Origin of the sequence: Labrenzia sp. 5N, assembly GCF_012395805.1 — a bacterium.
GTDB lineage: Bacteria > Pseudomonadota > Alphaproteobacteria > Rhizobiales > Stappiaceae > Roseibium > Roseibium algicola.
Window position 1 is genome coordinate 397,515 of sequence record NZ_JAAZTM010000004.1, and the last position, 22,216, is coordinate 419,730.

21 protein-coding genes and 1 tRNA gene are annotated in these 22,216 nt (G+C 59.4%); 11 read left to right on the forward strand and 11 right to left on the reverse strand.

What is annotated here, in order from left to right; genetic code table 11:
* The first annotated feature begins 155 nt into the window (after positions 1 to 155).
* Positions 156 to 800 (forward strand): nucleotidyltransferase family protein, encoded by a 645-nt coding sequence (locus tag HEP89_RS04905; RefSeq protein ID WP_077290902.1) that lies wholly within the window; start codon positions 156 to 158, stop codon positions 798 to 800.
* Between the two features lie 33 nt (positions 801 to 833).
* Here HEP89_RS04905 and pabB read toward each other — a convergent pair whose 3' ends face one another.
* The 5 genes from pabB to HEP89_RS04930 form a co-directional block, all read right to left on the reverse strand.
* A complete protein-coding gene (gene pabB, locus HEP89_RS04910; protein WP_077290903.1) occupies positions 834 to 2,690 on the reverse strand; it encodes an aminodeoxychorismate synthase component I in 1,857 nt (618 codons plus the stop codon).
* Between the two features lie 202 nt (positions 2,691 to 2,892).
* The gene (locus tag HEP89_RS04915; RefSeq protein ID WP_062490604.1) at positions 2,893 to 4,404 is read right to left on the reverse strand and encodes a methyl-accepting chemotaxis protein; all 1,512 of its coding nucleotides are present in this window, start codon (positions 4,402 to 4,404) and stop codon (positions 2,893 to 2,895) included.
* Positions 4,401 to 4,724, reverse strand: a complete 324-nt coding sequence (locus tag HEP89_RS04920; RefSeq protein WP_022999673.1) for a hypothetical protein — start codon at positions 4,722 to 4,724, stop codon at positions 4,401 to 4,403. The genes HEP89_RS04915 and HEP89_RS04920 overlap by 4 nt, the downstream gene beginning before the upstream one ends.
* A gap of 296 nt (positions 4,725 to 5,020) precedes the next feature.
* Positions 5,021 to 5,686, reverse strand: coding sequence for a peptide-methionine (S)-S-oxide reductase MsrA (gene msrA / locus HEP89_RS04925; RefSeq protein ID WP_167579507.1), 666 nt, complete (start codon positions 5,684 to 5,686; stop codon positions 5,021 to 5,023).
* Between the two features lie 181 nt (positions 5,687 to 5,867).
* On the reverse strand, positions 5,868 to 6,182 hold the full coding sequence (locus tag HEP89_RS04930) for a hypothetical protein (RefSeq protein ID WP_168691454.1): 315 nt from the start codon (positions 6,180 to 6,182) through the stop codon (positions 5,868 to 5,870).
* A gap of 685 nt (positions 6,183 to 6,867) precedes the next feature.
* Here HEP89_RS04930 and HEP89_RS04935 point away from each other — a divergent pair.
* Both HEP89_RS04935 and HEP89_RS04940 read left to right on the forward strand, forming a co-directional pair.
* A tRNA-Ser gene (locus HEP89_RS04935) sits at positions 6,868 to 6,957 on the forward strand.
* Between the two features lie 782 nt (positions 6,958 to 7,739).
* Complete coding sequence (locus HEP89_RS04940; RefSeq protein WP_168691674.1) at positions 7,740 to 8,327, forward strand: glutathione S-transferase family protein; 588 nt, start codon at positions 7,740 to 7,742, stop codon at positions 8,325 to 8,327.
* 284 nt (positions 8,328 to 8,611) lie between these two features.
* On the opposite strand, the gene HEP89_RS04945 is transcribed toward HEP89_RS04940, so the two are convergent.
* The gene (locus HEP89_RS04945) at positions 8,612 to 9,469 is read right to left on the reverse strand and encodes a hypothetical protein (protein WP_168691455.1); all 858 of its coding nucleotides are present in this window, start codon (positions 9,467 to 9,469) and stop codon (positions 8,612 to 8,614) included.
* Positions 9,470 to 9,842: 373 nt separating this feature from the next.
* The gene (locus HEP89_RS04950; RefSeq protein WP_168691456.1) at positions 9,843 to 10,979 is read right to left on the reverse strand and encodes an iron-containing alcohol dehydrogenase; all 1,137 of its coding nucleotides are present in this window, start codon (positions 10,977 to 10,979) and stop codon (positions 9,843 to 9,845) included.
* 786 nt (positions 10,980 to 11,765) lie between these two features.
* On the opposite strand from HEP89_RS04950, the gene HEP89_RS04955 reads away from it, so the two are divergent.
* Genes HEP89_RS04955 through HEP89_RS04975 form a run of 5 tightly spaced genes read left to right on the forward strand, consistent with a single transcriptional unit; the run spans position 11,766 to position 14,870 of the window.
* On the forward strand, positions 11,766 to 12,245 hold the full coding sequence (locus tag HEP89_RS04955; RefSeq protein WP_062491970.1) for a hypothetical protein: 480 nt from the start codon (positions 11,766 to 11,768) through the stop codon (positions 12,243 to 12,245).
* A 22-nt stretch (positions 12,246 to 12,267) separates the two neighbouring features.
* On the forward strand, positions 12,268 to 12,981 hold the full coding sequence (locus HEP89_RS04960; protein WP_209014454.1) for a MotA/TolQ/ExbB proton channel family protein: 714 nt from the start codon (positions 12,268 to 12,270) through the stop codon (positions 12,979 to 12,981).
* Entirely contained in the window at positions 12,971 to 13,345 is a 375-nt protein-coding gene (locus HEP89_RS04965) for a biopolymer transporter ExbD (protein ID WP_168691458.1), read from the forward strand. The genes HEP89_RS04960 and HEP89_RS04965 overlap by 11 nt, the downstream gene beginning before the upstream one ends.
* Positions 13,346 to 13,353: 8 nt before the next feature.
* Entirely contained in the window at positions 13,354 to 13,752 is a 399-nt protein-coding gene (locus HEP89_RS04970; RefSeq protein WP_062490616.1) for a biopolymer transporter ExbD, read from the forward strand.
* The gene (locus HEP89_RS04975; RefSeq protein ID WP_168691459.1) at positions 13,749 to 14,870 is read left to right on the forward strand and encodes a TonB family protein; all 1,122 of its coding nucleotides are present in this window, start codon (positions 13,749 to 13,751) and stop codon (positions 14,868 to 14,870) included. The genes HEP89_RS04970 and HEP89_RS04975 overlap by 4 nt, the downstream gene beginning before the upstream one ends.
* A gap of 35 nt (positions 14,871 to 14,905) precedes the next feature.
* Here HEP89_RS04975 and HEP89_RS04980 read toward each other — a convergent pair whose 3' ends face one another.
* The 3 genes from HEP89_RS04980 to panC form a co-directional block, all read right to left on the reverse strand.
* Complete coding sequence (locus tag HEP89_RS04980; protein WP_168691460.1) at positions 14,906 to 15,970, reverse strand: trifunctional transcriptional activator/DNA repair protein Ada/methylated-DNA--[protein]-cysteine S-methyltransferase; 1,065 nt, start codon at positions 15,968 to 15,970, stop codon at positions 14,906 to 14,908.
* A gap of 635 nt (positions 15,971 to 16,605) precedes the next feature.
* On the reverse strand, positions 16,606 to 17,415 hold the full coding sequence (gene panB / locus HEP89_RS04985) for a 3-methyl-2-oxobutanoate hydroxymethyltransferase (protein ID WP_077290913.1): 810 nt from the start codon (positions 17,413 to 17,415) through the stop codon (positions 16,606 to 16,608).
* A gap of 36 nt (positions 17,416 to 17,451) precedes the next feature.
* The gene (gene panC / locus HEP89_RS04990) at positions 17,452 to 18,303 is read right to left on the reverse strand and encodes a pantoate--beta-alanine ligase (protein ID WP_167579628.1); all 852 of its coding nucleotides are present in this window, start codon (positions 18,301 to 18,303) and stop codon (positions 17,452 to 17,454) included.
* 266 nt (positions 18,304 to 18,569) lie between these two features.
* Here panC and HEP89_RS04995 point away from each other — a divergent pair, with 266 nt between their 5' ends.
* Positions 18,570 to 19,769: a hypothetical protein gene (locus HEP89_RS04995; protein ID WP_168691461.1), complete on the forward strand. Its 1,200-nt coding sequence runs from the start codon at positions 18,570 to 18,572 to the stop codon at positions 19,767 to 19,769.
* Between the two features lie 33 nt (positions 19,770 to 19,802).
* Here the strand turns inward: HEP89_RS04995 and HEP89_RS05000 are convergent, their stop codons facing one another.
* Positions 19,803 to 20,258 carry a VOC family protein gene (locus tag HEP89_RS05000; RefSeq protein ID WP_077290916.1) on the reverse strand — a complete coding sequence of 152 codons (456 nt, stop codon included), beginning with the start codon at positions 20,256 to 20,258 and terminating at the stop codon, positions 19,803 to 19,805.
* A gap of 47 nt (positions 20,259 to 20,305) precedes the next feature.
* Here HEP89_RS05000 and HEP89_RS05005 point away from each other — a divergent pair, with 47 nt between their 5' ends.
* Together HEP89_RS05005 and HEP89_RS05010 are read left to right on the forward strand one after the other, a co-directional pair.
* A complete protein-coding gene (locus HEP89_RS05005; RefSeq protein ID WP_077290917.1) occupies positions 20,306 to 20,668 on the forward strand; it encodes a helix-turn-helix domain-containing protein in 363 nt (120 codons plus the stop codon).
* Between the two features lie 354 nt (positions 20,669 to 21,022).
* Positions 21,023 to 22,216 (forward strand): HlyD family efflux transporter periplasmic adaptor subunit, encoded by a 1,194-nt coding sequence (locus HEP89_RS05010; protein WP_077290918.1) that lies wholly within the window; start codon positions 21,023 to 21,025, stop codon positions 22,214 to 22,216.

The following is a 22,216-nucleotide window of genomic DNA, read 5'->3' on the forward strand; positions in this document are numbered from 1 at the left end:
GCGCCTACCCGCTTCATGTCAAGACGGTGCCCCTCTCATCCGCTGGCGGCACTTATCTGCGAAGGACACATTCGCGTGCATGGTCCTCATCATGCACGGCGCGCGATACGTTGAGAATCGGATAGGTTGCCCCTTCGCGAAAAGAGGATCCGGAAATGACCGCCGATTTGCAGATGGATGTACGCGACGCAAGGCTGGGCGATCCCTATGCCGCCAGTGAGGAGACGCGGCTGGCAGGTCTTGAGCAGATCCTCAGGACCGTGCCTCATGTGATGGAAATCCTGACCACCGTCCGCAACCTTGCCCTTCCTGATGCCTGGCTGGTGTCGGGCGGTATCTACCAGACTGTCTGGAACGTCCTCACCAACCGCCCCCTGCTGCACGGCATCAAGGATTTCGACATCATCTATTTCGACGGAACCGATCTATCCTATGAGGCCGAGGACGCTGTTATCGGCAAGGTCAACCAGGCCCTGCCCGACTTGGCGAGCCTTCTGGAAGTGAGAAATCAGGCTCGCGTCCACCTGTGGTACGAGAGCCGTTTCGGCAGGCCATACCGCCCTCTCGACTGTGCCATGGATTCGCTGACGACCTATGCCTCGCGCACCCATTCGGTGGCGGCACGGCTCGAAGAAGACGGGCGCATGGTGTTGCATGCGCCTTTCGGCCTTGCCAACCTGTTCGGCATGCGGCTGGTGCCCAATTACACACAGCCGAACCCGGAAACCTATGCGGAAAAGGCGGCGCGGATGATGGCCCTCTGGCCGGAGCTGACAGTCATTCCCTGGGACAATGCCTGAGACGTCAGCGATGCTCTGTTAGCGTACCGGTTATCACCCTGCCTTGCGGGTGGCTTCATTGTGTTGCCCGGCTTCCATGTGCCACGAACGACTCGCTTGTTCCGAAAGCAGGCGAGCGCGTATCAGACCGCGCACGGAATTGCCGACGTAGACTTCTTCGGCCTCTTGCAGATCCTGAAGCGTAAGGTCTGCCTCGCTTGCCAGACCACGTTCCAGAAGCCCCGCCCGGAAGGTGCCGGGGAGAAGCCCGTGACGAAGCGCAGGCGTCTGCAAGCTGCCGTTCCGTTTCACGAAAAGAGTGGTGTAGCTGCCCTCGGTGAGATAGCCGTTCTCGTTCAGGAACAGCACCTCCTGGCAACCGGTTTCCGCCTGATACCGCTGGCGCGTGTCATCGTAGAAGGCCCGGTTGGTGGTCTTGTGGAACAGGAACCTGTCGGTTGACCACGTGGTTTCTTGCGCAATCACCAGATTGAAAACGGCCTCCTGACCGGCCGGCGGAAGATCCGTCGACGTGACCGAAATGCCGCCATCCGCCGACAGCAACAGCCGCACACGCCTGGAAGCGGCAAAGGTGCGAACATGCTGCAGAAGCTCCTCACGCACATCTTCTTCGCGGAAAGGAAAGCCGAAATAGGCCGCTGAGGCCTGCAGGCGCTGCATGTGCCGTTCCAGAAGCAAATAGCCGTCGCCCGGGTGATAAGCCAGCGTCTCGATCAGATCGAAGCCGGGCGTGTCCTCGCTCATGAACCTCAGTTTCAGGGCGCATTCGTCGTATTCGGGAGACGCGCCACTGTCGAAGATCACACCGGACCCGCTTCCGGCTTCGCCGCTGCCGTCGTTTCGCAGCACCAGCGTCCGGATGGCGACATTCAACCGGAAATCGCCTCCAGGCGCGAGATAGCCGATCGAACCGGTGTAGACGCCACGCGGGCCGGTTTCCAGATCCTGGGCAATCTGCATGGCGCTGAGTTTCGGCGCTCCCGTAATCGAACCGCAGGGGAAGAGATGTTCGGCGATGCGTGCAAAGCCGACGTCATCGGGAACTTCAGCTTCGACCGTCGAGGTCATCTGGTGAAGGCTTTGGTAGCGCTCCACCTCGCACAGTTTGGTCACCTTGACCGTGCCGGTGTCGGCGATGCGTGAAAGGTCGTTGCGCATCAGGTCGACGATCATGGTGTTTTCGGACCGCTGCTTGGGATCGCTTGAGAGCGTGCGCGCAATCTTGGCGTCCTCGGAAGCGTAACGCCCTCGGGGCGCGGTGCCCTTCATGGGTTTGGTCCGCAGGCAGGTGCCCCGGCGCTCCAGGAAGAGTTCCGGCGAGAGAGACAGGATCGTCCGGTCTTCAAGGCGCAGGAAAGCGGCAAATTCCACCGGCTGGCGACGCAGAAGGGTCTGGAAGATCCGTTCAGGAGCCCCCTGGTGCCGGAACCGCGCGCGCATGGTCAGGTTGACCTGATAGATGTCGCCCTTCGCCAGATGGTCGCGGACGCGGGCAAAGGCCGTATCGTAAGCGGCCCTGTCCATATCGAACTCCGGCTTGCCGATGGCAGCCTCGCCATCGCCAGTCACGCTTTCCAGCATAGCTTTGGCTTCGTCGAGACCCAGTTCCGCCGGCGCGCCATACAGCCCGAACCAGAGCAACGGCTCTTCTGTTTGATGAAACCGTTTCCGCAGCTTTTCCTCGAAGGCAAAACCCAGTTCATAGGCAAGGTAGCCTGCCGCATGGCGCCCGTCCGCTTGGGCGGCCTCAAGCTGTTCGAGGCAGCCCTGAACCTCCTCGAGCCGGGAGCAGGTGATCACCTCATCCGGCGCCTGAAACAACAGCGCAGACCGCTGCTTCAACAGGTCCAGCAGCAGGACCGTTCCGGGCGCGAAGGAGGATGCAGGCATCGTTTGGCGTCAGTGTCCGCAAGGGTGAAGAATGCTGCCAGCGTGGCACGTTTTCATTCGCAACGCTGGTTCGTTAGGGGCGGCTCATGGCATTCAAGCGACATCAGGTCAAGCATGCAGGACAGGAGAGCACCCCAAGAACGAAAAAACCGGCGGACTGGCCGCCGGTTTCAGAAGATCACGATCTGTTGCGGCCGTACTCTCAGGCCGCGACATCCTTCAGGAAGGCAGTGATTGCCCGGCGCATGTCCTGGGTCTCCAGATCGAGGGTCTCGGCCGCCTCGACCATGGAGCCGACCGAGTGGCTGGTGCGTTCGACAGATTCCCGCACACCGTCGATGTTGTTGGCAACCCGTCCCGTGCCGTCCGCGGCTTCCGCCACATTGCGCGAGATTTCCTGGGTCGCCGCGCCTTGTTCACCAACGGCGGCAGCAATGGCGGCCGTATAGCTGTTGACCTCGTCCATCGTCGTCGCAATCACTCCGATGGATTCCACCGCGTCCTTGGTTTCCGCCTGGATCGCCGCGATCTGGGCGCCGATTTCTTCCGTTGCCTTGGACGTCTGTGTCGCCAGTTCCTTCACTTCGGCAGCAACAACCGCAAAGCCCCTGCCAGCTTCGCCCGCGCGGGCCGCCTCGATGGTGGCATTGAGAGCCAGAAGGTTGGTCTGTTCGGCGATCGCCTGAATCAGCGTGACGACCTCGCCGATCCGATTGGCCGCATTCGCAAGGCCCGCGACCTTGCTGTTGCTGGTTTGCGCATTTTCCGTCGCCCGGTTGACGATGCCGGTGGTCTGTTCGACCTGGCGCGAAATCTCCGCGATCGAGGACGACAGCTCTTCTGCGGCGGAAGCAACCATCTGCACGTTTGAGGACGCCGTTTCGGACGCATCCGATACGGAGCCTGCACGCGACGAGGTGTTTTCGGCAACTGTGCCCAGCTCGGTTGCGGCATCCCGCATTTCGCGCACCTTCAGGCCGACACCGTCCAGCTTGGCAGCGATATCACTTTCAAACGCCATGATGCGTTCGTTGATGACCTTCTGCTTGGCGCGCTCCATTTCGTCATTTTCAGCGGTCCGGTGCTGCAGCACCATTGCCTGGGCCCGAGCGGCCTCGGCCTCCTCGCGTGCCTTGTCGGAAGCGGCAAACGCTCGTGCCAGGCTGTCGGTCATCCACCAGAGTGCCCCGACTTCCGCAACCACGACAAGCGCATGAAAGACCACGCGGCTGAAATCCGCCCCACCGGGAAACACGGCCCAGGGCATCGCGAAATTCAACACAAGGTGGTGCACGGCGACGACGGCTGCATAGGCAACCAGCGCCCGCCAGTCGACCCAGCTGGCCAGGATCGCCAGAACGGCGAAGAAATACATATGTGCGTCGAGCTGATAGGTGATCTGCCCATCCGGCGTCGCCAGAGCGGCCACGAACAGGGCAACCAGCCCGGCAAGGGACATGGAGGTGGCAAGGCGCGTTTCGACGCCGGCTCCGAACTTGATCCATGTACCGGTGGCCGCAACACCCAGGAGCAAGGCTGCCCCGCAAACCGCCACGAGCGAAACATAGCCAACCCACCAGGCCGTTCCCATGACCAGGAAGACATTCACCCAGATAAAATGGATCAGCATCCGCGCAAACTTCTGCCGGAACTGGTCCAGACCGGAAAGCTGACCCGACATCTGATCCGCTTGAGACATTTCCACACCGTTCATTTCAACTGCTCCAGGGAGACACCGCTCAATCGCGCACAGGCTTGCGCGATGAAGGAAGACGCCACAAAACCGGCGCCTGACCGGTAAAGATTTGCGATGGACTGTTGTTCACCGGCTTCGGTGAGCGCCACCCAGCTTCTGTCCCCGACGAACAGTACCGGGCCACCCGATCTGGCGATGACACTGACCGCGCTTTCACCCCAGGGCCATGCGAATACCGCGACCGGCCCTTCGCGCGCTGGCATCAACGAGCCGACCAGCATCAACAGGCAGCTGGCCAGGAAGTATCCGGTTGCAAAAATTTTTGCCGAACGGCTCACGAAGTCGATCCTTAAACGCCCATGCGTCAGGTCAATCCTCGCAGCGCAAATTTAAAAAAGCCTGAAACTTCCCTAGAGTACTGAAAGATATAAGCTATCTACGAAATTGTACTTATATAGATCCTGACTTTCTTGACCCGCGACAGCTGGCTTTCAATATGGGCGATCCTGGCAAGGAAAAGACTGAGACACTGCCAGCCTCAAGAGCCGGAGAATTCAAAAAGACGGGGCAGCGCCGTCACTGGCACTGCCCCGTCTTGAACTCAACCGGAACCAAGCTAGCGATCGGACAGCCTTCAGGCGGTCTGGCCCAGCCCGGCCGGGCACGAGATGCCCGTGCCGCCGATCCCGCAATAGCCGGCCGGGTTCTTGGCCAGATACTGCTGATGGTAATCCTCGGCGAAATAGAATGTATCCAGCTCCCGGATTTCCGTCGTGATGGTGCTTGCCACGCCGCCGGCCTTCAGGGCGGCCTGATAGGCTTGCCTCGACTGTTCGGCACCGGCAAGGTCGTCTCCTTCGCTCACGTAGACGGCCGAGCGATACTGGGTACCGGTATCATTGCCCTGGCGCATGCCTTGGGTCGGGTCGTGATTTTCCCAGAAGACTTTCAGAAGATCTCCGAGGGAAATCTCTGCCGGGTCATAAACGACCAGGACCACTTCCGTGTGGCCCGTGCGCCCGGTGCAGGTTTCATGGTAGGTCGGGTTGGGCGTATATCCGCCCGCGTAGCCGACCGCGGTGACATAGACACCGGGTAGCTGCCAGAACAGGCGTTCAGCGCCCCAGAAGCAGCCCATTCCGACAACAAGGGTTTTCATGTTGTCCGGATAGGGGCCTGCGAGCGGCCGTCCGTTGACGAAATGCGGCTCAGCCGGCCGGATCGCTTCGGAACGCCCCGGCAGGGCCTCGTCCTTGGCCGGCAGCGAAAATTTCTTGGTCAGCATCGTCATGAACGACATGGCTTTCTCCCACACATGCCAACAAAGCCTCTCGAGGATCCCGGGAAGCAGTCGGCTTAATTCAGGAGCTAATGTGGCGCAGCTGCGCCCGCTTTCCAAGAGGCCCGTCACGCAACGGTGTTCGCGTGTGAGCGGAAACTGCCGTTTTGCGACACCTCGTCTGGTTCTGCAAGAAGCAGCGTCAGGCGTAAAGCGCACGCTGGCTGCGGCGCTTGGCTCCCAGCCAAAGCAGCGCCAGGCCGATCGGAGCGAAGACCGCCCAGACCGGCCAGGTCAGAACAGTCTCTTTCAAGGTCTGCCAGACCGTCGGGTCAAAAGACGCCACGATGTGGGCTTCCGCCATTTCGAGAGAGACAGGCGACAGGTTCTGCCAGACCTGGCCAAGCTGGGCCAGACGGATTTCGGACAGGGCAATGGAAGAACTGGCATCGGAAATGCCGGCAATAATGGCGACGGCGACAAAGCCGTAGCCGAGGATGCGGAATAAAAACTTCAAAACACTGATCATCGCTTTGCTTTCAGCTTCGCCAAAATATTAAACGGAGCGCTCGTTCCAGTCAGGCCTTCAAATAGTAGCCGCCGGATGTTGAGCATTCCTTTAGGGTAATATCACCCCGCGCAGGAACAAGATTTGATATTCAACACATTCTTGTGACTTTGGTTCCCGGCTTTCGCAAGTGTTTTCGTTTCAAATGCTTCGAAATTAATTCAGGCAGCGCGTTAGTTGCAGTGCAGCATTTCTCGAATACGCAAGCACAAAGCCGCCTGCTCAGACCTGTGTCACACCGTGGCCACCTCGTCTCCCCGGCCTATCGCAATGCCGAACCCCAAGCGAGGTTATCTTCCCGCACAGAGACTGAGCCATGCCATGACCTTGCCTGCGAGACGTCTCTCGACCTTCGAAAACACCAGACGCTGATTCTGCGCGGCCATACATGCGCCCGGCCAGCCTCCAGCCGCAGACAAACCGCCTTGGTACTGCCACGACAGGAAAGATTTTTTCGGTCCAGGCATTGCCGGCTGCATGGCACGTTACAGCCGTTTTTTGCAGCTCGTCCGAGCCCCGCAACCCCTCGACAATCCACAGCGGCGAGGTACCGAAAAAAAAACTTGTTCAAGTGCTTGCACTTGATCGCGCCATGGGTATATTGCGCCCCACTCAAGCGGGTGACGCTTGCGACGGACAGGTGGCCGAGTGGTTGAAGGCGCACGCCTGGAACGCGTGTATACGGGCAACCGTATCGAGGGTTCGAATCCCTCTCTGTCCGCCATTTCTCTTTCCAAGACATTGAAATTTTTTGTTTTTAAGGTTGGCCGTCGCTCAACCCATCATTCTGGCCGTGGCAGGCCCGGTCTTCCCACAATCTGTCCAAATTATGCTCATGCTGCGCTATTTCCGCTGCAACCTGAAGCATCGCTGCTTATCGCTTGAGGCGTAGGTGGCAACCAAGACACACGCAGCGTGCCGGAGGCCAGGCCCGCGTTGTATGTCAGCGTCTGGCGAGCGAAGAGAACGTCGACTGGAATAAACGTGCTGGCAGCAATCGAGCTCGCCAAAGAACTCGGACCGACCGCGACCGTCGTTACAGTCGTTTGTGACAGCGGCCTCAAATACACGAACGGAGTGTTGTTCAACAGTTCGCGGTCAATCACTTCCTAAGTGGCTTACCTCTTAAAAGACATCGAATGTTAGCTGCTGGAATTCAAATCAATTCCCGACAGGAGTTGCGCTGCCTATGTCTGCTTCAGGGAAACTTGCATACGGAACTAAACGACCTATGTGGGGCCGCGAAGCCGCCATTGAACCAATCGAAGGTGAATGTCCGGAATCGGCCGTTTGTGTCGACCAGCACCACGAGGTAGGGATAGGCGCGTCACGACGGCGAAAGGCTGCTTGGAGCCCGCTTTGACCAATGCTGCATTTTGCAGCAAAGTCAGCTTTGTAAGAGACTTGTCTTAAGCGCACCCATCCAAAATTCGCGTTGGAGAACCCGTGCCCACCATCACCGCATTCAAATCATCTCCCGACAAAGGTGTCGGCCTTGCGCGTGATATGCGTGTCCGTTGGGCGCTTGAGGAAGTCGGCCAGTCCTATGATGTGCGACTGGTGACTTTCAAAGAATTGAAGCAGCCAGCGCACCTCGCCCTCCAGCCCTTCGGTCAGATACCAACCTATGAAGACGGTGACGTGGCTTTGTTCGAATCTGGGGCCATCGTGTTCCACATCGCGGAGCGTCACGCTGGCCTGCTGCCCGGCGATGGAGCAGGACGCGCACGGGCGATAAGCTGGATGTTCGCTGCCTTGAACACGGTTGAGCCTCCGATCGTCGAGCGCGACTACGTCAAGTATTTCGAGGCCGACAAGAGTTGGCAAGCGGAACGGTTCGCCATGGTCGATGACCGCATCCGAACACGGCTGGATCAACTCGCCGCCGCCTTGGGAGAGCCGACCTGGTTGGCCGGACCTTTCAGCGCAGCCGATATCCTTATGGTTCACGCGATCCGCAGGTTAGAGGGATCGGGCATACTGGAAGAGTATCCAATCTTTATGGATTACATCGCGCGTGCGGCAGAGCGACCCGCCTACAAGCGAGCATTCGACGCGCAGTACGAGGTGTTCCAGCAAGCCTCGTCGAAGTGAGAAAGCGGACGTTGCCCGCGACAATGTAGATGGCAGCCAAGTCCCCTAAGTGGGCCTTGGAAGTGAGGTAGATAACGCAGCAGTGGATGGGTGGTGTGGCGGGCCGGCGCGCAGCATGCAGTTCCACCGATGAACGGCAGCGGACCGTCGGATAATGCCCGCAGCGATTAACAATGCGGACATTGGTGCGCCACGCAGCCAAGGTCCGGATCGTGTCAGAGAGTAGGTTGTCGGGAATTGCGCGCCTTCTCACTGCAACTGAGATGACCCCAGCCAACAGAAAGTCAATTCAATCCGTTCAAATAGCCTGACGCAGAACCGCTTCCGGAAATGGAGAAAAAGACGCCGTTATCACGCTCAGCGCTGTTTGGCTTCTGCCGAACCCTGTTCCTCAGGGCTTCCGCTGTAATGGATACCCCAACCTCAAGATTTGAATGGTGTTCACCAAGGCTCGGATCAATCAGGCCATGCTGGTAACGGTCGACAAGCGTTTCTGGGAGGTCAACCAGCCAGAAGTTTTCGTCAGAATGGAAGGACAGAAGGATCGTATAAGGGGCAATCCCATGTTCTTTGATCATCGCCTCAATCAGAAGCATGCCGCCATCAGGCGATAGGCCCACCTCCTCGCGAATGGCCTGGGGTGCTTCTGTGTATCTGTAGGCGGGTGGTGCCCTGCGCGGCATTCGAAAAAACAATGGTGGCTTTTCAAGCAGGCTGGGGCAGAAAGTGCCAATTTTTTCGATGAAGACCTTTCCTATGCCAAACTCATCGCCATGAAAGGCTATCATGTGTTCAACCGACTTGTAGGCAATGTGTTCGTGCCCAACGAATTCGGCTGAATTCGCATCACCAACCAAAACGTCGTTCTGGTAATCGACATCCAAAAGCGTGAATTCACATCCGGTGATCCCAATACTGAAATTCCATTGGTGCTCAAAAAGACGATTTACGTCTCCGGGATTGTGCACCAGGATCTTGATCCCAATGACACCAAATGGCGCTTCGCGTGAGATCATCTTTTGAACGGCGCCGTCTTGAATATCAAAGACTGTGGAGGTGTTCCGCAAGTCGATGAGATGAGACTGAAATTCTGCGCCTATCCTATCAATCAGTCTTTCAACGCGGCCCTTACTTGGTGACACATCAGTCTCCGGTCTCTTTCTGGTCGCTCATGCTTCAGACCAATATATGTGATCCGCGCATTGTCGGTAACTCCCTGCCTTTGAAAATAGCGCACCTGGTAAGGTTTAGAAGGTTCTACCCATAACACCTTCACCCGACGCGAAATGAACGGTCATTCCACGCCCAACTCGTGAGTTCAATCCGTATGCGATGAATGATGGCTTTTGGGAGCAAACGGAAAGCCGACGAACGTCCAAAATGGGGACGCATTCCGAACCACCAGCTTCCATAAACACCGACACATCGGTTCTGGGCGATTCTGGGCGATTCTGGGCGGTGCTGTGGTCCGGAGAGCGCTCAAGGGTGTTTCAGAGACGGTCCTAACACTCGCTGTTAGTAAGAGGCTTGCAGCATTCTGAGATAGTCGTCGGCGGTTGCGTCAATGGGGTTGGTCTTGTGGCTGTGGTCGGCCAAGGCACCCTGAATGATGCGGTCGAAGAGATTTTCGGAAACACCCAACTCCGACAGGCTGACGGGCAACCCGATGGCCGCCGTCATCTCCTTGATGGCCGCTCCGATATCCGTTCCGGTTGCCAGCCCCATAGCATCGGCCATCCGGGCATACTTGTTTTCGCTGACGGATGTCGGGGCCGCCTTGTTGAATTCCAGAACTGCAGGCATGAACACCGCGTTCAAGGTGCCGTGGTGCAGTTTCGGATTGAGCCCGCCGAGCGCATGACTGAGGCTGTGCACACAGCCCAGCCCTTTTTGGAAGGCCATCGCGCCCATGGTTGCGGCGATTGCCATGTTGGCGCGGGCGTCCTTGTCATCCGGTGTTTCCGTCGCCTTGCGGATATTCGCCCAGGCGCGGCGCAGTCCTTCAAGTGCGATGCCGTCTGCCGGCGGATTGAAGGACGGGGCAAGATAGGTCTCGATGCAGTGCGAGATAGCGTCCATTCCGGTGGCTGCAGTCAAAACGGGCGGCAGCGTCATGGTCAATTCCGGATCGACAATCGCGGCTTTCGGAACAAGGAATGGAGACAGCAAGCCGACTTTTCGACTATCATCCAGTATCACAATCGCCCCGCGTCCAACTTCGCTACCGGTGCCTGACGTTGTCGGAATAGCGATGGTCGGCCAGGTCTTGGCCGTGATTTTTTGCAGGCCACCCTCGATGACCGCATAGGTCTTCAGGGCGCCGCCATGTGCGGCGAGGATGGCAACTGCCTTTGCAAGATCGATCGCCGATCCGCCACCAATGGCAATAATTCCGTCGGCTTCAACCTCTTTGAACAAGTCAGTCGCGACACGGACGGCCGCCTCATTCGGGTTGCCGGGGGTCTCGTCGTAGACGCCTGCCAGCTCCTTGCCGAGGACGGCTTCAATCTTGTCGAGAAATCCGAGCCCGCGCACGCCCTTGTCCGTCACTACGAGCGGGCGCGAAATTCCGGCGAGCGCCAGTTCCTCCTTCAACGTGGCAAGCTCGCCAAAACCGAACTGGACCCGGGTTACGTAATTGATCAGAGGCATGCCGCTCCCTTTGCTGATATGCCCAATGGAAACCGATCCGGATTGAAGGCTAGCCATTTGGGCGAATATTTTTGGTTCGCCGCAAGATAAACTCTAAATGTGACCTGTAAATCCACTCTCTTTCAATTGGGTATAACGAGAAGAGAATTGACGCTTCCCGCAATGCCGTTTCTCTCGAGAGAGACAGACTTGGTTTGCTTTCTGTCATTTCGGCGATCGATGGCAACGGACGACTGGCAACGGCTCATCCGCCAAGGGTCAGCAGCGAACTGGCGGCTTGCGTGCTTCGATCGGGTTTAGCTGCGCCCACAAGCGCTCTCCATTCCGCCGACCTTCATCTACCAGTCTTCTGACGAGTGCTCTGAAAGGTACTTCAGGACGGCAACTCTGCGGCCCGTGGGTTCGCCTGGCAGGCGCTGAAATGGTCTGTGTCCCGGCATCGCCGGTGACCTGTTTAAATTCTGAACTAAAAATTCAACTTTTTTAATCCGGACCGGTTCCCTCCCCCGCTGCTTTCGGTGTAAAGATCGATTAGCCAGGGCAGCGACGGTCTTGATGATGATCGTGCAGACCGCCTCAGCCTTCAAAAATCTCCAGCAGTTCTGAAAGCCAATCGTGCGTTTCGTGCGTCCCGACGGGACAGCCCTTTTCGCGGATTGATAGCTCCATCCGGCTTCGCCGATGCCACCCACGTGCTGCCCTGGAGACAAGTCTTTAACTCGAATGGCGCGCGGCCGAGGTTCTTATCAGGAACCAGGCCGCGAGCCGCTACGGGAGAGCGAAGGGATGAAGAGATCTTTGGTTTCGGCGCCGGTTCGGGCGGTTGCGCTCGCCTTGATGCTGAGCAGTCAGTTTGCTGCCGCAGCCAACGCGCAATCGGCGTCTCAGGCAGCGTCCCAAACCGCCTCCAAGACAAGCGAAGCGATTTCCGTCCAGTTGAACGATGCGGAGACGGTCGACGGGTCCTGCCGGTTGACCTTCGTCATCCGCAACACCTTGCCAACACCCGTAAACGCGCTTGGCCTCGACCTGGTGATGTTCGACACGTCCGACGGCGTTTCCGGCTATGCGGCGATCGACTTCGGCGATCTCCCCACCGGCAAGACGCGTGTCCGGCAATATGACGTTGCCAAGGGAGACTGTACCGGCATCTCTCGCGTCCTTGTGAACGAGGTGCGCGCCTGTGACCTTCAGGACACCGCCCAACAGGACTGCCTGCCGCTGCTGCGGATCGACTCGCGGTCGGAAATCGACCTGATCCTCTGATGAAAACCCAAGCGTGATCAAAATGCCTGATGTCCCTACCGCGGCCCTGTCGCACTTCCTGTCTCCGTTGACCGGTCTCGTCGATCAGGGCGGCCCGGTGGTGTTGTTCCTGCTTGCCCTTTCCCTGGTGGCGGCAGCGCTGATTGCCGCCAAGCTGCTGCAGTTCCTGTATCTGGGTGTCGGTCGTTTCGGTATCGCCCGCAAGGCGCTGGACCTTTGGCTGGACGGCCGGCCCCAGGAAGCGAAAACGATGGCGGCTGGTGGAAAATCCGTGGTTGCCGACATCATGCTGAAGCTCGTGCAGGGCAGCGCTCGCAGCGAAACCAGGACCGAGCTTCTGAAAGAGGACGTCGAGCGGATCTGCATCCAGCGGATCAACACGCTAAGGGCATACCTTCGCCCGCTCGACATGATCGCGCAGACAGCACCGCTGATCGGCCTTCTGGGGACCGTACTCGGCATGATCGAGGCCTTTCAGGCCATGCAGGGCGCCGGCGCGGCGGTGGACCCTTCCGTTCTCGCCGGCGGTATCTGGGTAGCCTTGCTGACGACCGCCGTCGGTCTTTCGGTCGCAATACCTGTGTCGGCCATTGTCGGCTGGTTTGACAGCCGTATCGAGGCGGAGCAATCCGAGATGGAAGCGCTGGTCACGGCGTTCTTCACCGGGGCGATCGCCGAACGCGGTGCGGCCCGGATCGTGGCCCTGGAGGCTTCGGAGACGAGGCATGCAGTTTAAAGCAAGAGTGCGGCGCAAGCCCGTCGGCCTCACGTCGCTGATCGACGTCATCTTCCTGCTGCTGCTGTTCTTCATGCTGGCGTCCAGCTTCACACGGTACCAGTCGCTGGACATTTCCAGCGGTGCTGAAGGTGGCGGCGCGGCGGAAAGGCCCGCCTACCTGCGTATTCACACGTCGGATAAGCTGGACCTGAATGGCCGCCCCCTGATGAAGGCGGACATGGCGGAACTGTTTTCCGCGCTCAAGGAAAACAGTGTCGTCGCGATCTGGTCCGGCCCGGATGCAAACGTCCAGGACGTGGTTGATGTCATGTCCGAGGTTCGCAGAAGCGGGCTGAAGAGCGTTCTGGTGACGGGACAATAGGTGACCTCATGCGCACGAAATCCCCACAGCGCCGCGAACCGCCGGAAAACACCATTCCGCTGATCAACGTCGTTTTCCTGATGCTGATCTTCTTCCTGTTTGCAGGGTCGGTTGCCCGGGACGATGCCAGGAAAATCGAACCGCCGCTGAACATACTGGAAGACGAGACCATCCGGTCCACCGGCGCACTCATTGTTGACCCGCAAGGCCGCACCTTTGCCGGAGAGGCTGAAGTCGACGTTGCCGACTGGCTTGCGCAGCAGGAAGAGCCAGGCGGCACTGACGGCCCGATCAAGGTGGCTGCGGACGGCACGCTGAAGGCGGACGCCCTGGAAAAGGTGTTGCGCGAGCTGAAGGATGCCGGACGCACCGACATCGTGCTCATAACAAGAAGAGGCTCTAAGTGAGTTTCGCGCGTTTCCTGGCTGCCGGGGCCATCCTTTCTCTGGTGCTGCACGGCACCGGCGCCGCCTTTTTCGCGAAAGATCCGAATGAGATCTCCATTGCAGCTTCTGAAGGCGGCGGCGTTTCGGTGATCGGGTCCATCGAGGATCTTGTAGCCGGAGCACAAGTGGATGCCGTAGCCGATCCTCAGCCTGTCGAGGACGTGAAGCCGGACGTAGAGCCAATCGAAGAAGTACAGGTGGACACCGCAAAGCCCGAGGTGCGGTCCGGCACGCCGGTGAGACCGGTAGAAGTGCAGCCAAGCCCGGCCGTTGCCGAGGCAGTGCCTGACACGCCAGCTTCAGAACCTGCTCCGTCCGTTCCGATGGTCGCAGGCGTTACTTCATTGGAACCGGTGAAAGCGCCGGCGACAACGCCGGAGGTGGCGACGGCGTCCGAAACGTTGCAGGGCAGTGTCACACCGGAACCGGTCAAGCCGCCAGTAGAGCCAGTCGAGCCGGCACCGGAGCAAAAACCTGTCGAAATTGCACGGGTGGAGCCAGCCGCACCGGTCGAGACTGTTCAGCCGGTGGACCTGCAAACCGAAGTGCAACAGCCTGTTGCCGATCCGCTGGCCGAGGTCACGCAGACACCGAACCGCAAACCCAAGCCGCCCGTGCGAAATGCGGAAGCCCCCAAGACCGAAGAGCGGGAAAAAGCCAGGAAGGTTGTGAAAGCGCAGAGGAAGGGTGCGGAAACCAGCGCCCGAAAGGGTGGTGAACGCGTCACCAGCCAGAACGCAAAATCCAACACCAATGGCCGGGCGAATGCCCGTACCAATGATGGCGGCACCAGAGCAACGTCCAACTATCAGGGCAAGGTGGTGGCCAAACTGCGCCGCGCAAAACGTTATCCCCGTGAAGCGAAACGTCAGAGACTGGAGGGAACGGTGAGTGTCGGCTTCACGATTTCATCCAACGGTGCTGTTTCCGGTATTCGCGTGACCCGGTCTTCCGGGCACCCGGTGCTGGACCAGGCCGCGCTCGACATGGTGCGCAGGGCTTCGCCCATGCCCAAGTTTCCGGGTGATATTCGTGTTGCGCGCATGAACATGCAGGTGCCAGTCCGCTTCGACCACTAACACGCCGAACCAAAACGAGGGCAAGGCGAGCACCGTCAAGCAGCAGGGGTCTGCCGGTAGCTCTGCTCCAGTTCGATCAGGCGTTGCTTGCGCCAGAGCCCCCCACCATACCCGGTGAGGGAGCCGTCCGCGCCGATCACCCTGTGGCACGGCACGACGAGAGCCAGTTGGTTGGCCCCGTTGGCCCGGGCAACCGCCCGCACAGCTTCCGGCCTCCCCAGCGCCCTTGCCAGTTCGGAATAGCTGCGGGTCTCGCCAGGCGGAATGGTCAGCAGCTCGCGCCAGACATCCCGCGTGAAGGCAGAACCGTGAAGGGCAAGCCTTGTCTGGAATTGGCCGCCGGTTCCGGCAAAGAAACGATCGAGTTCTCCCTGGATCTGGTCGGTGACCTCCGTTCGCCCAAAGCCGATCTCACCCTTGGCGTAGGTCTGCAGCTTCCTGAACTCTGTCGGAAAGGCCTTTCGGTCGAGAAATTCCAACAGATGCAGCTGGGTCCTGTCGGTGACGGCAATCAGCGGACCGAGCGGCGATGCCACCCAGTCGGCGAAAAGCAGGGGCTTGGCGGAAAAGACCCCAGGAGACTGGCCAAGAATCCTGGCAAAGGCTTCGCGAAACGCGCTCGGCGAGTCGAACCCGGCCGTGATCTGCGCATCGATCACCTTGCCGCCGTCGGCAAGTGTCGAGAACCCTTCCTGCAGGCGCCGCTGGCGCGCCATTTCCAGAAAGGTCATGCCGAAATGCCGCTTGAAGGCCCGGCGCACCGTTGAGGTGTCGAACCCCATGCGCACGAGATCCGGTTCGCCCCAGCGGTAGGATGGACGCTTTTCCAGTGCCTCGATCAACGGCTTCACCACCGGGTCGGCAGTGGCCTCCGGCGTGGTTGGACGGCAGCGCTTGCAAGGGCGGAAACCGGCGTCAAAACATTCGGACACGGTGTCATAGAAGGTGCAGTTCTCCCGCTTCGGCTTGCGCGCCGGACAGGTTAGCCGGCAGAAAATCCCGGTAGAAGCTACACAGACAAAAACGCGTCCGTCGTAGGACGGATCACGGTTCAGAAGCGCTTCATAGAGCGTGTCGAAACTGGGTCGGGTCATAAGCATGACCCGACCTTACGCCCGGCGAGAATTCACTGCAGCCGGAAATCGGGCGTTAATTTCATTCCATCGGTTAGCGCCGGAAAACCAACCTTTCCGTCGTCATCCTGGCAAGCGTCAGCGCGAGCCGGGATCGGAGAGCCACCGGCGGTCGGCGTGGGCACGCGTTCAAAAGGCAAGGCGCGGGCGCTCCGATCCCGGATCTCCGTTTCACTGCGTCCGGGATGACCAACTGAGAGGAGAGAAGTCACGCGGCCAGATATTTCGTGAAACACCATGGCAAACCCACTCCATCGTCATCCCGGCCAAGCGCAGCGCGAGCCGGGATCGGAGAGCCACCGGCGGTCGGTGTGAGCACACGTGCAAAAGGCAAGGCACGGGCGCCCCGATCCCGGATCTCCGTTTCACTGCGTCCGGGATGACCAACTGAGAGGAGAGAAGTCACGCGGCCAGATATTTCGTGAAACACCATGGCAAACCCACTCCATCGTCATCCCGGCCAAGCGCAGCGCGAGCCGGGATCGGAGAGCCACCGGCGGTCGGTGTGAGCACACGTGCAAAAGGCAAGGCACGGGCGCCCCGATCCCGGATCTCCGTTTCACTGCGTCCGGGATGACCAACCGAGAGGTAAAAAACTGGTCTTACCGGTAAACCTCGCTCTCACCGGGGAAGCTGCGGTCCTTGACCTCTTCCGAATAGGCTTTCACCGCTGCCTCGATCTGGCCGCCAAGATTGCCGTAGACCTTGACGAATTTCGGTGGCGTCGGATTAAGGCCGAGCATGTCCTCCAGCACCAGGATCTGACCGTCGCACTCCGCGGACGCTCCGATTCCGATGGTCGGTATCGCGATCTGTTTGGTGATCCTCGCCGCCAGCGGCTCGACCATACCTTCCAGAACCAGCGCGAAAGCACCGGCCTCGGCAACGGCCTTTGCGTCTTCCTCGTGGCTGGCCCAGCTGTCCTCGTCGCGCCCTTGCGTCTTGAAACCGCCCATGACGTTGACCGATTGCGGCGTCAGACCGATGTGGGCCATCACCGGAATGCCTCGCTCGCTCAGGAAGCGGATGGTTTCGGCCATGCGCGCACCCCCTTCAAGCTTGACGGCCCCGCACTGGGTTTCCTTCATCACGCGGGCAGCGTTGCGGAAGGCCACCGACGGGCTTTCCTCATAGGTGCCAAACGGCATGTCGACCACCACCAGCGCCCGGCTGGTGCCGCGTACCACGGCCTTGCCGTGCATGATCATCAGTTCCAGCGAGACACCGACGGTGGATTCCATGCCGTGCATGACCATGCCGAGGCTGTCACCCACCAGGATGAAATCGGCGTATTTGTCGACGATGGCCGCCGTATGCGCGTGATAGGAGGTCAGCGAGACGATGGGATCACCGCCCTTGCGGCGGGTGATCTGCGGGGCCGTGATGCGGCGAACGGGTTTCTGGGTGCTCATGCGGCGTCCTTTCGATAAGGGGCTTGAGACGGATTGTCAGGCGGCAGGTGCAATCACCCGCTGGTCGATCAGGAGAACAGTGCCGAAGCGCACGGCCAGCAGCACCACGGCCGGGCGGTCAAGCATGCCGGAAAGCTCTTCAAGGGTTTCCGCATCGCGAATGTCGACGCTTTCCACCTTTCCCGAGGGCGCTTCGGCAAGGCTTTTGCGGACAGCAGCTTCCAGCACCGAAATTGCCGGGGCCGATTTCGCGAGTTCCTCCGCAGCGCTGAGCGACCGGCTGAGCTGGACAGCGTCGGCCCGGTGCGCCGCCGTCAGGCGAACGTTGCGCGACGACATCGCGAGCCCATCTGCCTCACGCACCGTCTTGTGCGGCACGATTTCCAGCGGCATGTCGAGATCACGGACCATCTGCCGGATCAAGGTCAGCTGCTGATAGTCCTTTTCGCCGAAGACAGCGAAATCCGGCGTGACAATGTTGAAGAGCTTGGTGACGACCGTAGAGACACCCCGGAAATGACCAGGCCTGAGAGCGCCCTGCAAAATGGCGGAGAGGCCCGGAACCTCGACGAAGGTATCTCCGCCGACGCCGTACATTTCCTCAACGCTCGGCAGAAACACGGCGTCGGTGCCTTCCGCCTCCAGAAGCGCCAGATCACGCGCTTCATCACGCGGATAGGTCGACAGATCCTCATTGGCGCCAAACTGGGTGGGGTTGACGAAAATGGTGGCAACCACGCGGCCTGCCTTTTGCCGCGCCATGCGCACGAGGCCGAGATGGCCCTCATGCAGATAGCCCATTGTCGGCACCACCCCGACGGTTTCACCCGCGCGTTTCCAGCCTCGCACAGCTTCGCGCATCTCCGCCTTCGTCCGGCAGATGATCATCTGTTTCATCCTCCCGCGACCCCGTTTCCCGCCCGGGGTTTCTTTTCGCAGGTGCAGCATAGTGACGGCGAAACGAAAGTCCAGTGGGCAAAGAGGGGAACAGACCTTGCCAGGTGCCGCCTCCATGTCGTTTGGTGCATGCTGGATCCGCAGGCTGGGGAAGTCGATGGAACCTGTCCGAACAAGAATAATAGCCGGCTCGCAAAGACCGGTTAAACGAGCAGTATTGTCAGGAGAGAAAAATAAAGAACCGCCTGAACCGACTGGTGATCTATTTTCCTGGCTATGATTTGCGTCCGGCCCGTTACTGCTTCCCGTTGCTCCGCAAGGAGTTCGACACCCTCCTGAAGATCCGGAAGGTGAACGGTGCCCTTTCCCAGCTCACCGAAGGTCTTGATCCCGGCGGCACCACGGCCAGTTGGAGCGGGCATGTCGACTGGCCGGACAGCCGTGTCGAGACAACGTTTGTGCAGCTTGGCTGGCGGGACGTCATCAAGGCCGATTTTCGTCGCTCCTGGCCACGCACGATTGCAGATGCCATCCGGTCCTTCATGATGATCGCCCAGGCGGGCGGATATCGGGCTGCATTGAAAAGCAACTGGGCGCATGGGGTCTTCTGTCTTTATCCCCCCGTTGGACTGCTTCTGTATTTCCTGGCCAGCCTGTTGCCACCCATTCTTCTGGCACCGGTCATTCTGCGCAATGTGGGCGCGGCGGTTCGGCAAGGCCATGCCGAAGAAATCGCCTGGTCCGTGTTGCTGGGAGGCAGCGCGGCGTGGATGCTCGCGGTTTACCTGCTCATGACCTGGCTGGAACCCAGGTCCTACTTCCGGTACCTGGTCAACAGCTGGCACTTCATGGCCCGGCTTGCCCGTAACGACCACCCCGAGATGCTTGCCCGTATCGAAGAAAGCGCCGACCTCATCGTTGCCGCGGCCGTGGAAGCGGACGAAGATACGGACCTGGTGTTCGTGTCGCACAGCTGCGGCACGTTCGTGGCGATCTACATTCTTGCCGCTGTCCTGCGCCGGCAGCCGGATATCGTTCGACGCCCCGGCGGCTTCTCTTTTGTCACGATGGGACCGGCGTTCGATTGCCTCGGCGGGTTCGGGGCGCAAGACGGCTTTGGTGATGCCATGACGGCGGTGGCACGGTCCGGTGTCGACTGGACGGATCTTTACGGCCCGCATGACCCGCTTTGCGGTGGCCGCACCACGCCTGTGGCGCGTTATGCGCAGCCGAACAAATCGGGCGAGACGTTGCCGGAACCCAGACGGTACAGCGTGTGCATTCCGGACCGAATGACCGCAAAGAGGTTTCGCTACCTGCGCTTTCGCTTCTTTGCGCTTCACTTCAATTACTTTTTCGCCTCGGTGCGTCCGGGTCTCTTCGACTTCTACCGCCTGACCCTTGGCCCCAAACGGGCCGTGGACCAGCTCAAGGCCTGGGACAACGGGCGGGATTAGTGGGCGACGCGATCTCCCGAGAGCTATCCAAACCTAGCGATCACCGGGGAAGCTAACGGTCTGCAAGAGTTCGATGATCTCGCCGGCCGGCCCTTCAAAAATTGCGTTGCGAACCCGCACTTCGGGTTGGCCAAGTGTCAGTGCTTCCGGGCCGTGCAGATGCCTCGCACCGGCTTCGACAATCCGCACGCAAGCCTGATCAAGATCCGTCACGCTCAAGCAGAGATGTGCGAGCGCACCTGTCGAAACCTTTTGCCCTTGCTGCGCACCAACACCTTGCATCGGGATCTCGGCCCTCAGGTCGAACAATTCGATCCAGCTTTTCCTGTCGGGTGCCTGCATCATTATCGCGCGATCGATGCCGTAGCTCGGCAGTCTCCAGTCGTGCACCTGGTGGAAACCGATTTCCTCATAAAAGGAAACGGAGCGCTGAAGGTCCGGCGAGCGGATCGCAGAGTGATGAAATCCGGTGAAAACTTGTACTGACATCGCGTGGTCTCCATGTTTCGGGAGACACCTATCGGAGTTTCCCGCGCATGGACCAGTCTGACAATTTTGACACAGCCCGCCGGACCTGGTCGACGATCCAGGAGCGAAACCGAGGGAACCTCCACGGATGGTGTGATCTTGCAGCCGGCCTCCAGACCGTGAGCGGACAATGGAAAGCGTCGATCCTGATTGTGCTGTCCGAGAAGGATAGCGGCCTACCGGACATTCAGCGCCGCCTTGAATTTGCAAGCCGCCGCGTCCTCGTCCGGGCATTGCGCGAACTTGAAAAAGATGGGTTGGTGTCCCGATCGGCACATGTTGCAACCGGCTATTCATTGACACGCGATGGCCTCGCCCTGGTGCCAATCCTGCGGCACCTTGCGGATTGGAACGCCGCACGGGCGGGCTGATTACAAGAAGACGATACTCAATGAATTGACGCTTGAACTGCCCTGCGTCTTAAACCGCTGCAATTGCCAGAAAATCTGTGGAGTCAGGTCGGCTTGAAGGGTCTGCAAAACTGTCCTTCGGGATCAGGACGTGCCTCGCTCATGCGCCACGGGATGCAGGAATGCTTCGATTTCCCTCCCTCCACAACCTTTGATCGAATTCGCCCAAGCCTCCTTGTCGATTGAATAGATTGGATTTCTTTCCACAGGCCCGGGATATTAACTAATGCAAAGAAGCTCCCTTTACACGCTTCACGCGATACGGGAGTTTGCGCTGGGGGCATTCATTCTCGACAGACTCATTTGAGAGGTCCGATGCGGATTCTGAGATTGTTGCTTGCAGGCCTGGTCATCGTCGCCGCGGGGTTTGTGATTGCAGGGGAGCAGTTGTCAGGCACCAGCGCAGATGCGGTTATCAATGCAAGGCTCACAACGGTACGGGCGCCGACAGCCGGACAACTGACGCTGGAGCACCGGCTGCTCGGATCGTCTGTTACAGAGGGTGAACAACTGGGGTCGATTGATGATCCCCTTGTCGACAACATCTACCTCAACGACATGATCCGCGAAAAGGCGTTTGCGACAGCCGAGGTCGACCGACTGTCGACCGTGATAGCCGCGATCGAACAGTCCGTCAGTGATTTGCAGGCGAGATCGGAGCGCTATCAGCAGCAGCGGATCCTGCAGCTTCAAGCGGAGCTGCGTGCCTTGACCTTCGAAATCGGTGCTGCCGAAGCCAGAGGGGATGAGGCGGAGGCGGCTTTCCAGCGCTCCAAACAGCTGACAGATCGCGGCCTGGAGGCCTCAGCCTCCTTCGAGCGGATCAGAGCGACGCAAAGAGTTGCAGCGCAGGATCTGGAAAGTGCACGCCAACGGGCGGCCGTTGTCGAGATCGAACTGCAGGCGGCTCAAGACGGAACGTTTCTAGGCGATGGTTACAATGATGCTCCCTACTCCGAACAACGCATTTCGGAACTGACACTGGAACAATCCGAAAACCAGGCCTTGCTCAATGCGGAAAAGGAAAAGGCAAAGGCCTTGGACAATCGCATCAATGTCGAGCGGCTGAGAGTGAACCGGCTGGCCTCCTCGAAACTCATTTCGAACGTCGACGGAACCGTTTGGGAAGTGCTGACGGCAAACGGCGAGACGGTTGAACGAGGCGAGCCATTGATGCGCCTGGTGAATTGCACCTCCACGATCATCACCTTGAGTGTCGCGGAATCCGTCTATAACCGCCTCAAGATCGGAGACCTTGCCAAGTTTCGCGTGAGCAACGACCAGAAGGTTCTGGAGGGTACAATCACGCGTCTGGCCGGTTCCGGAGCAGAGACGATTTACCGAAACCTTGCCGTTGCGCCCAGCGAAAGACACCTGCAGCGCTTCGACGTGACGCTTGTCGTGCCCGCAATCCGCGAAGATCCGGCACTCGCCTGTGCGATCGGGAGAACGGGCCGGGTTTTCTTCGAAGCAAGACCTCTCGATTTCCTGCGCACCCTCTGGCTCTGA

Coding starts and splice junctions, on each gene's coding strand:
- HEP89_RS04960 (WP_209014454.1), top strand. CDS start 12,268: ATGCCTGATGTCCCTACCGCGGCCCTGTCGCACTTCCTGTCTCCGTTG.
- panB (WP_077290913.1), bottom strand. CDS start 17,415: ATGAGCACCCAGAAACCCGTTCGCCGCATCACGGCCCCGCAGATCACC.
- HEP89_RS05005 (WP_077290917.1), top strand. CDS start 20,306: ATGGACCAGTCTGACAATTTTGACACAGCCCGCCGGACCTGGTCGACG.
- HEP89_RS04915 (WP_062490604.1), bottom strand. CDS start 4,404: ATGAACGGTGTGGAAATGTCTCAAGCGGATCAGATGTCGGGTCAGCTT.
- HEP89_RS05000 (WP_077290916.1), bottom strand. CDS start 20,258: ATGTCAGTACAAGTTTTCACCGGATTTCATCACTCTGCGATCCGCTCG.
- HEP89_RS05010 (WP_077290918.1), top strand. CDS start 21,023: ATGCGGATTCTGAGATTGTTGCTTGCAGGCCTGGTCATCGTCGCCGCG.
- msrA (WP_167579507.1), bottom strand. CDS start 5,686: ATGTCGTTCATGACGATGCTGACCAAGAAATTTTCGCTGCCGGCCAAG.
- HEP89_RS04955 (WP_062491970.1), top strand. CDS start 11,766: ATGAAGAGATCTTTGGTTTCGGCGCCGGTTCGGGCGGTTGCGCTCGCC.
- HEP89_RS04965 (WP_168691458.1), top strand. CDS start 12,971: ATGCAGTTTAAAGCAAGAGTGCGGCGCAAGCCCGTCGGCCTCACGTCG.
- HEP89_RS04940 (WP_168691674.1), top strand. CDS start 7,740: ATGCGTGTCCGTTGGGCGCTTGAGGAAGTCGGCCAGTCCTATGATGTG.
- HEP89_RS04905 (WP_077290902.1), top strand. CDS start 156: ATGACCGCCGATTTGCAGATGGATGTACGCGACGCAAGGCTGGGCGAT.
- HEP89_RS04950 (WP_168691456.1), bottom strand. CDS start 10,979: ATGCCTCTGATCAATTACGTAACCCGGGTCCAGTTCGGTTTTGGCGAG.
- HEP89_RS04980 (WP_168691460.1), bottom strand. CDS start 15,970: ATGCTTATGACCCGACCCAGTTTCGACACGCTCTATGAAGCGCTTCTG.
- pabB (WP_077290903.1), bottom strand. CDS start 2,690: ATGCCTGCATCCTCCTTCGCGCCCGGAACGGTCCTGCTGCTGGACCTG.
- HEP89_RS04970 (WP_062490616.1), top strand. CDS start 13,354: ATGCGCACGAAATCCCCACAGCGCCGCGAACCGCCGGAAAACACCATT.
- panC (WP_167579628.1), bottom strand. CDS start 18,303: ATGATCATCTGCCGGACGAAGGCGGAGATGCGCGAAGCTGTGCGAGGC.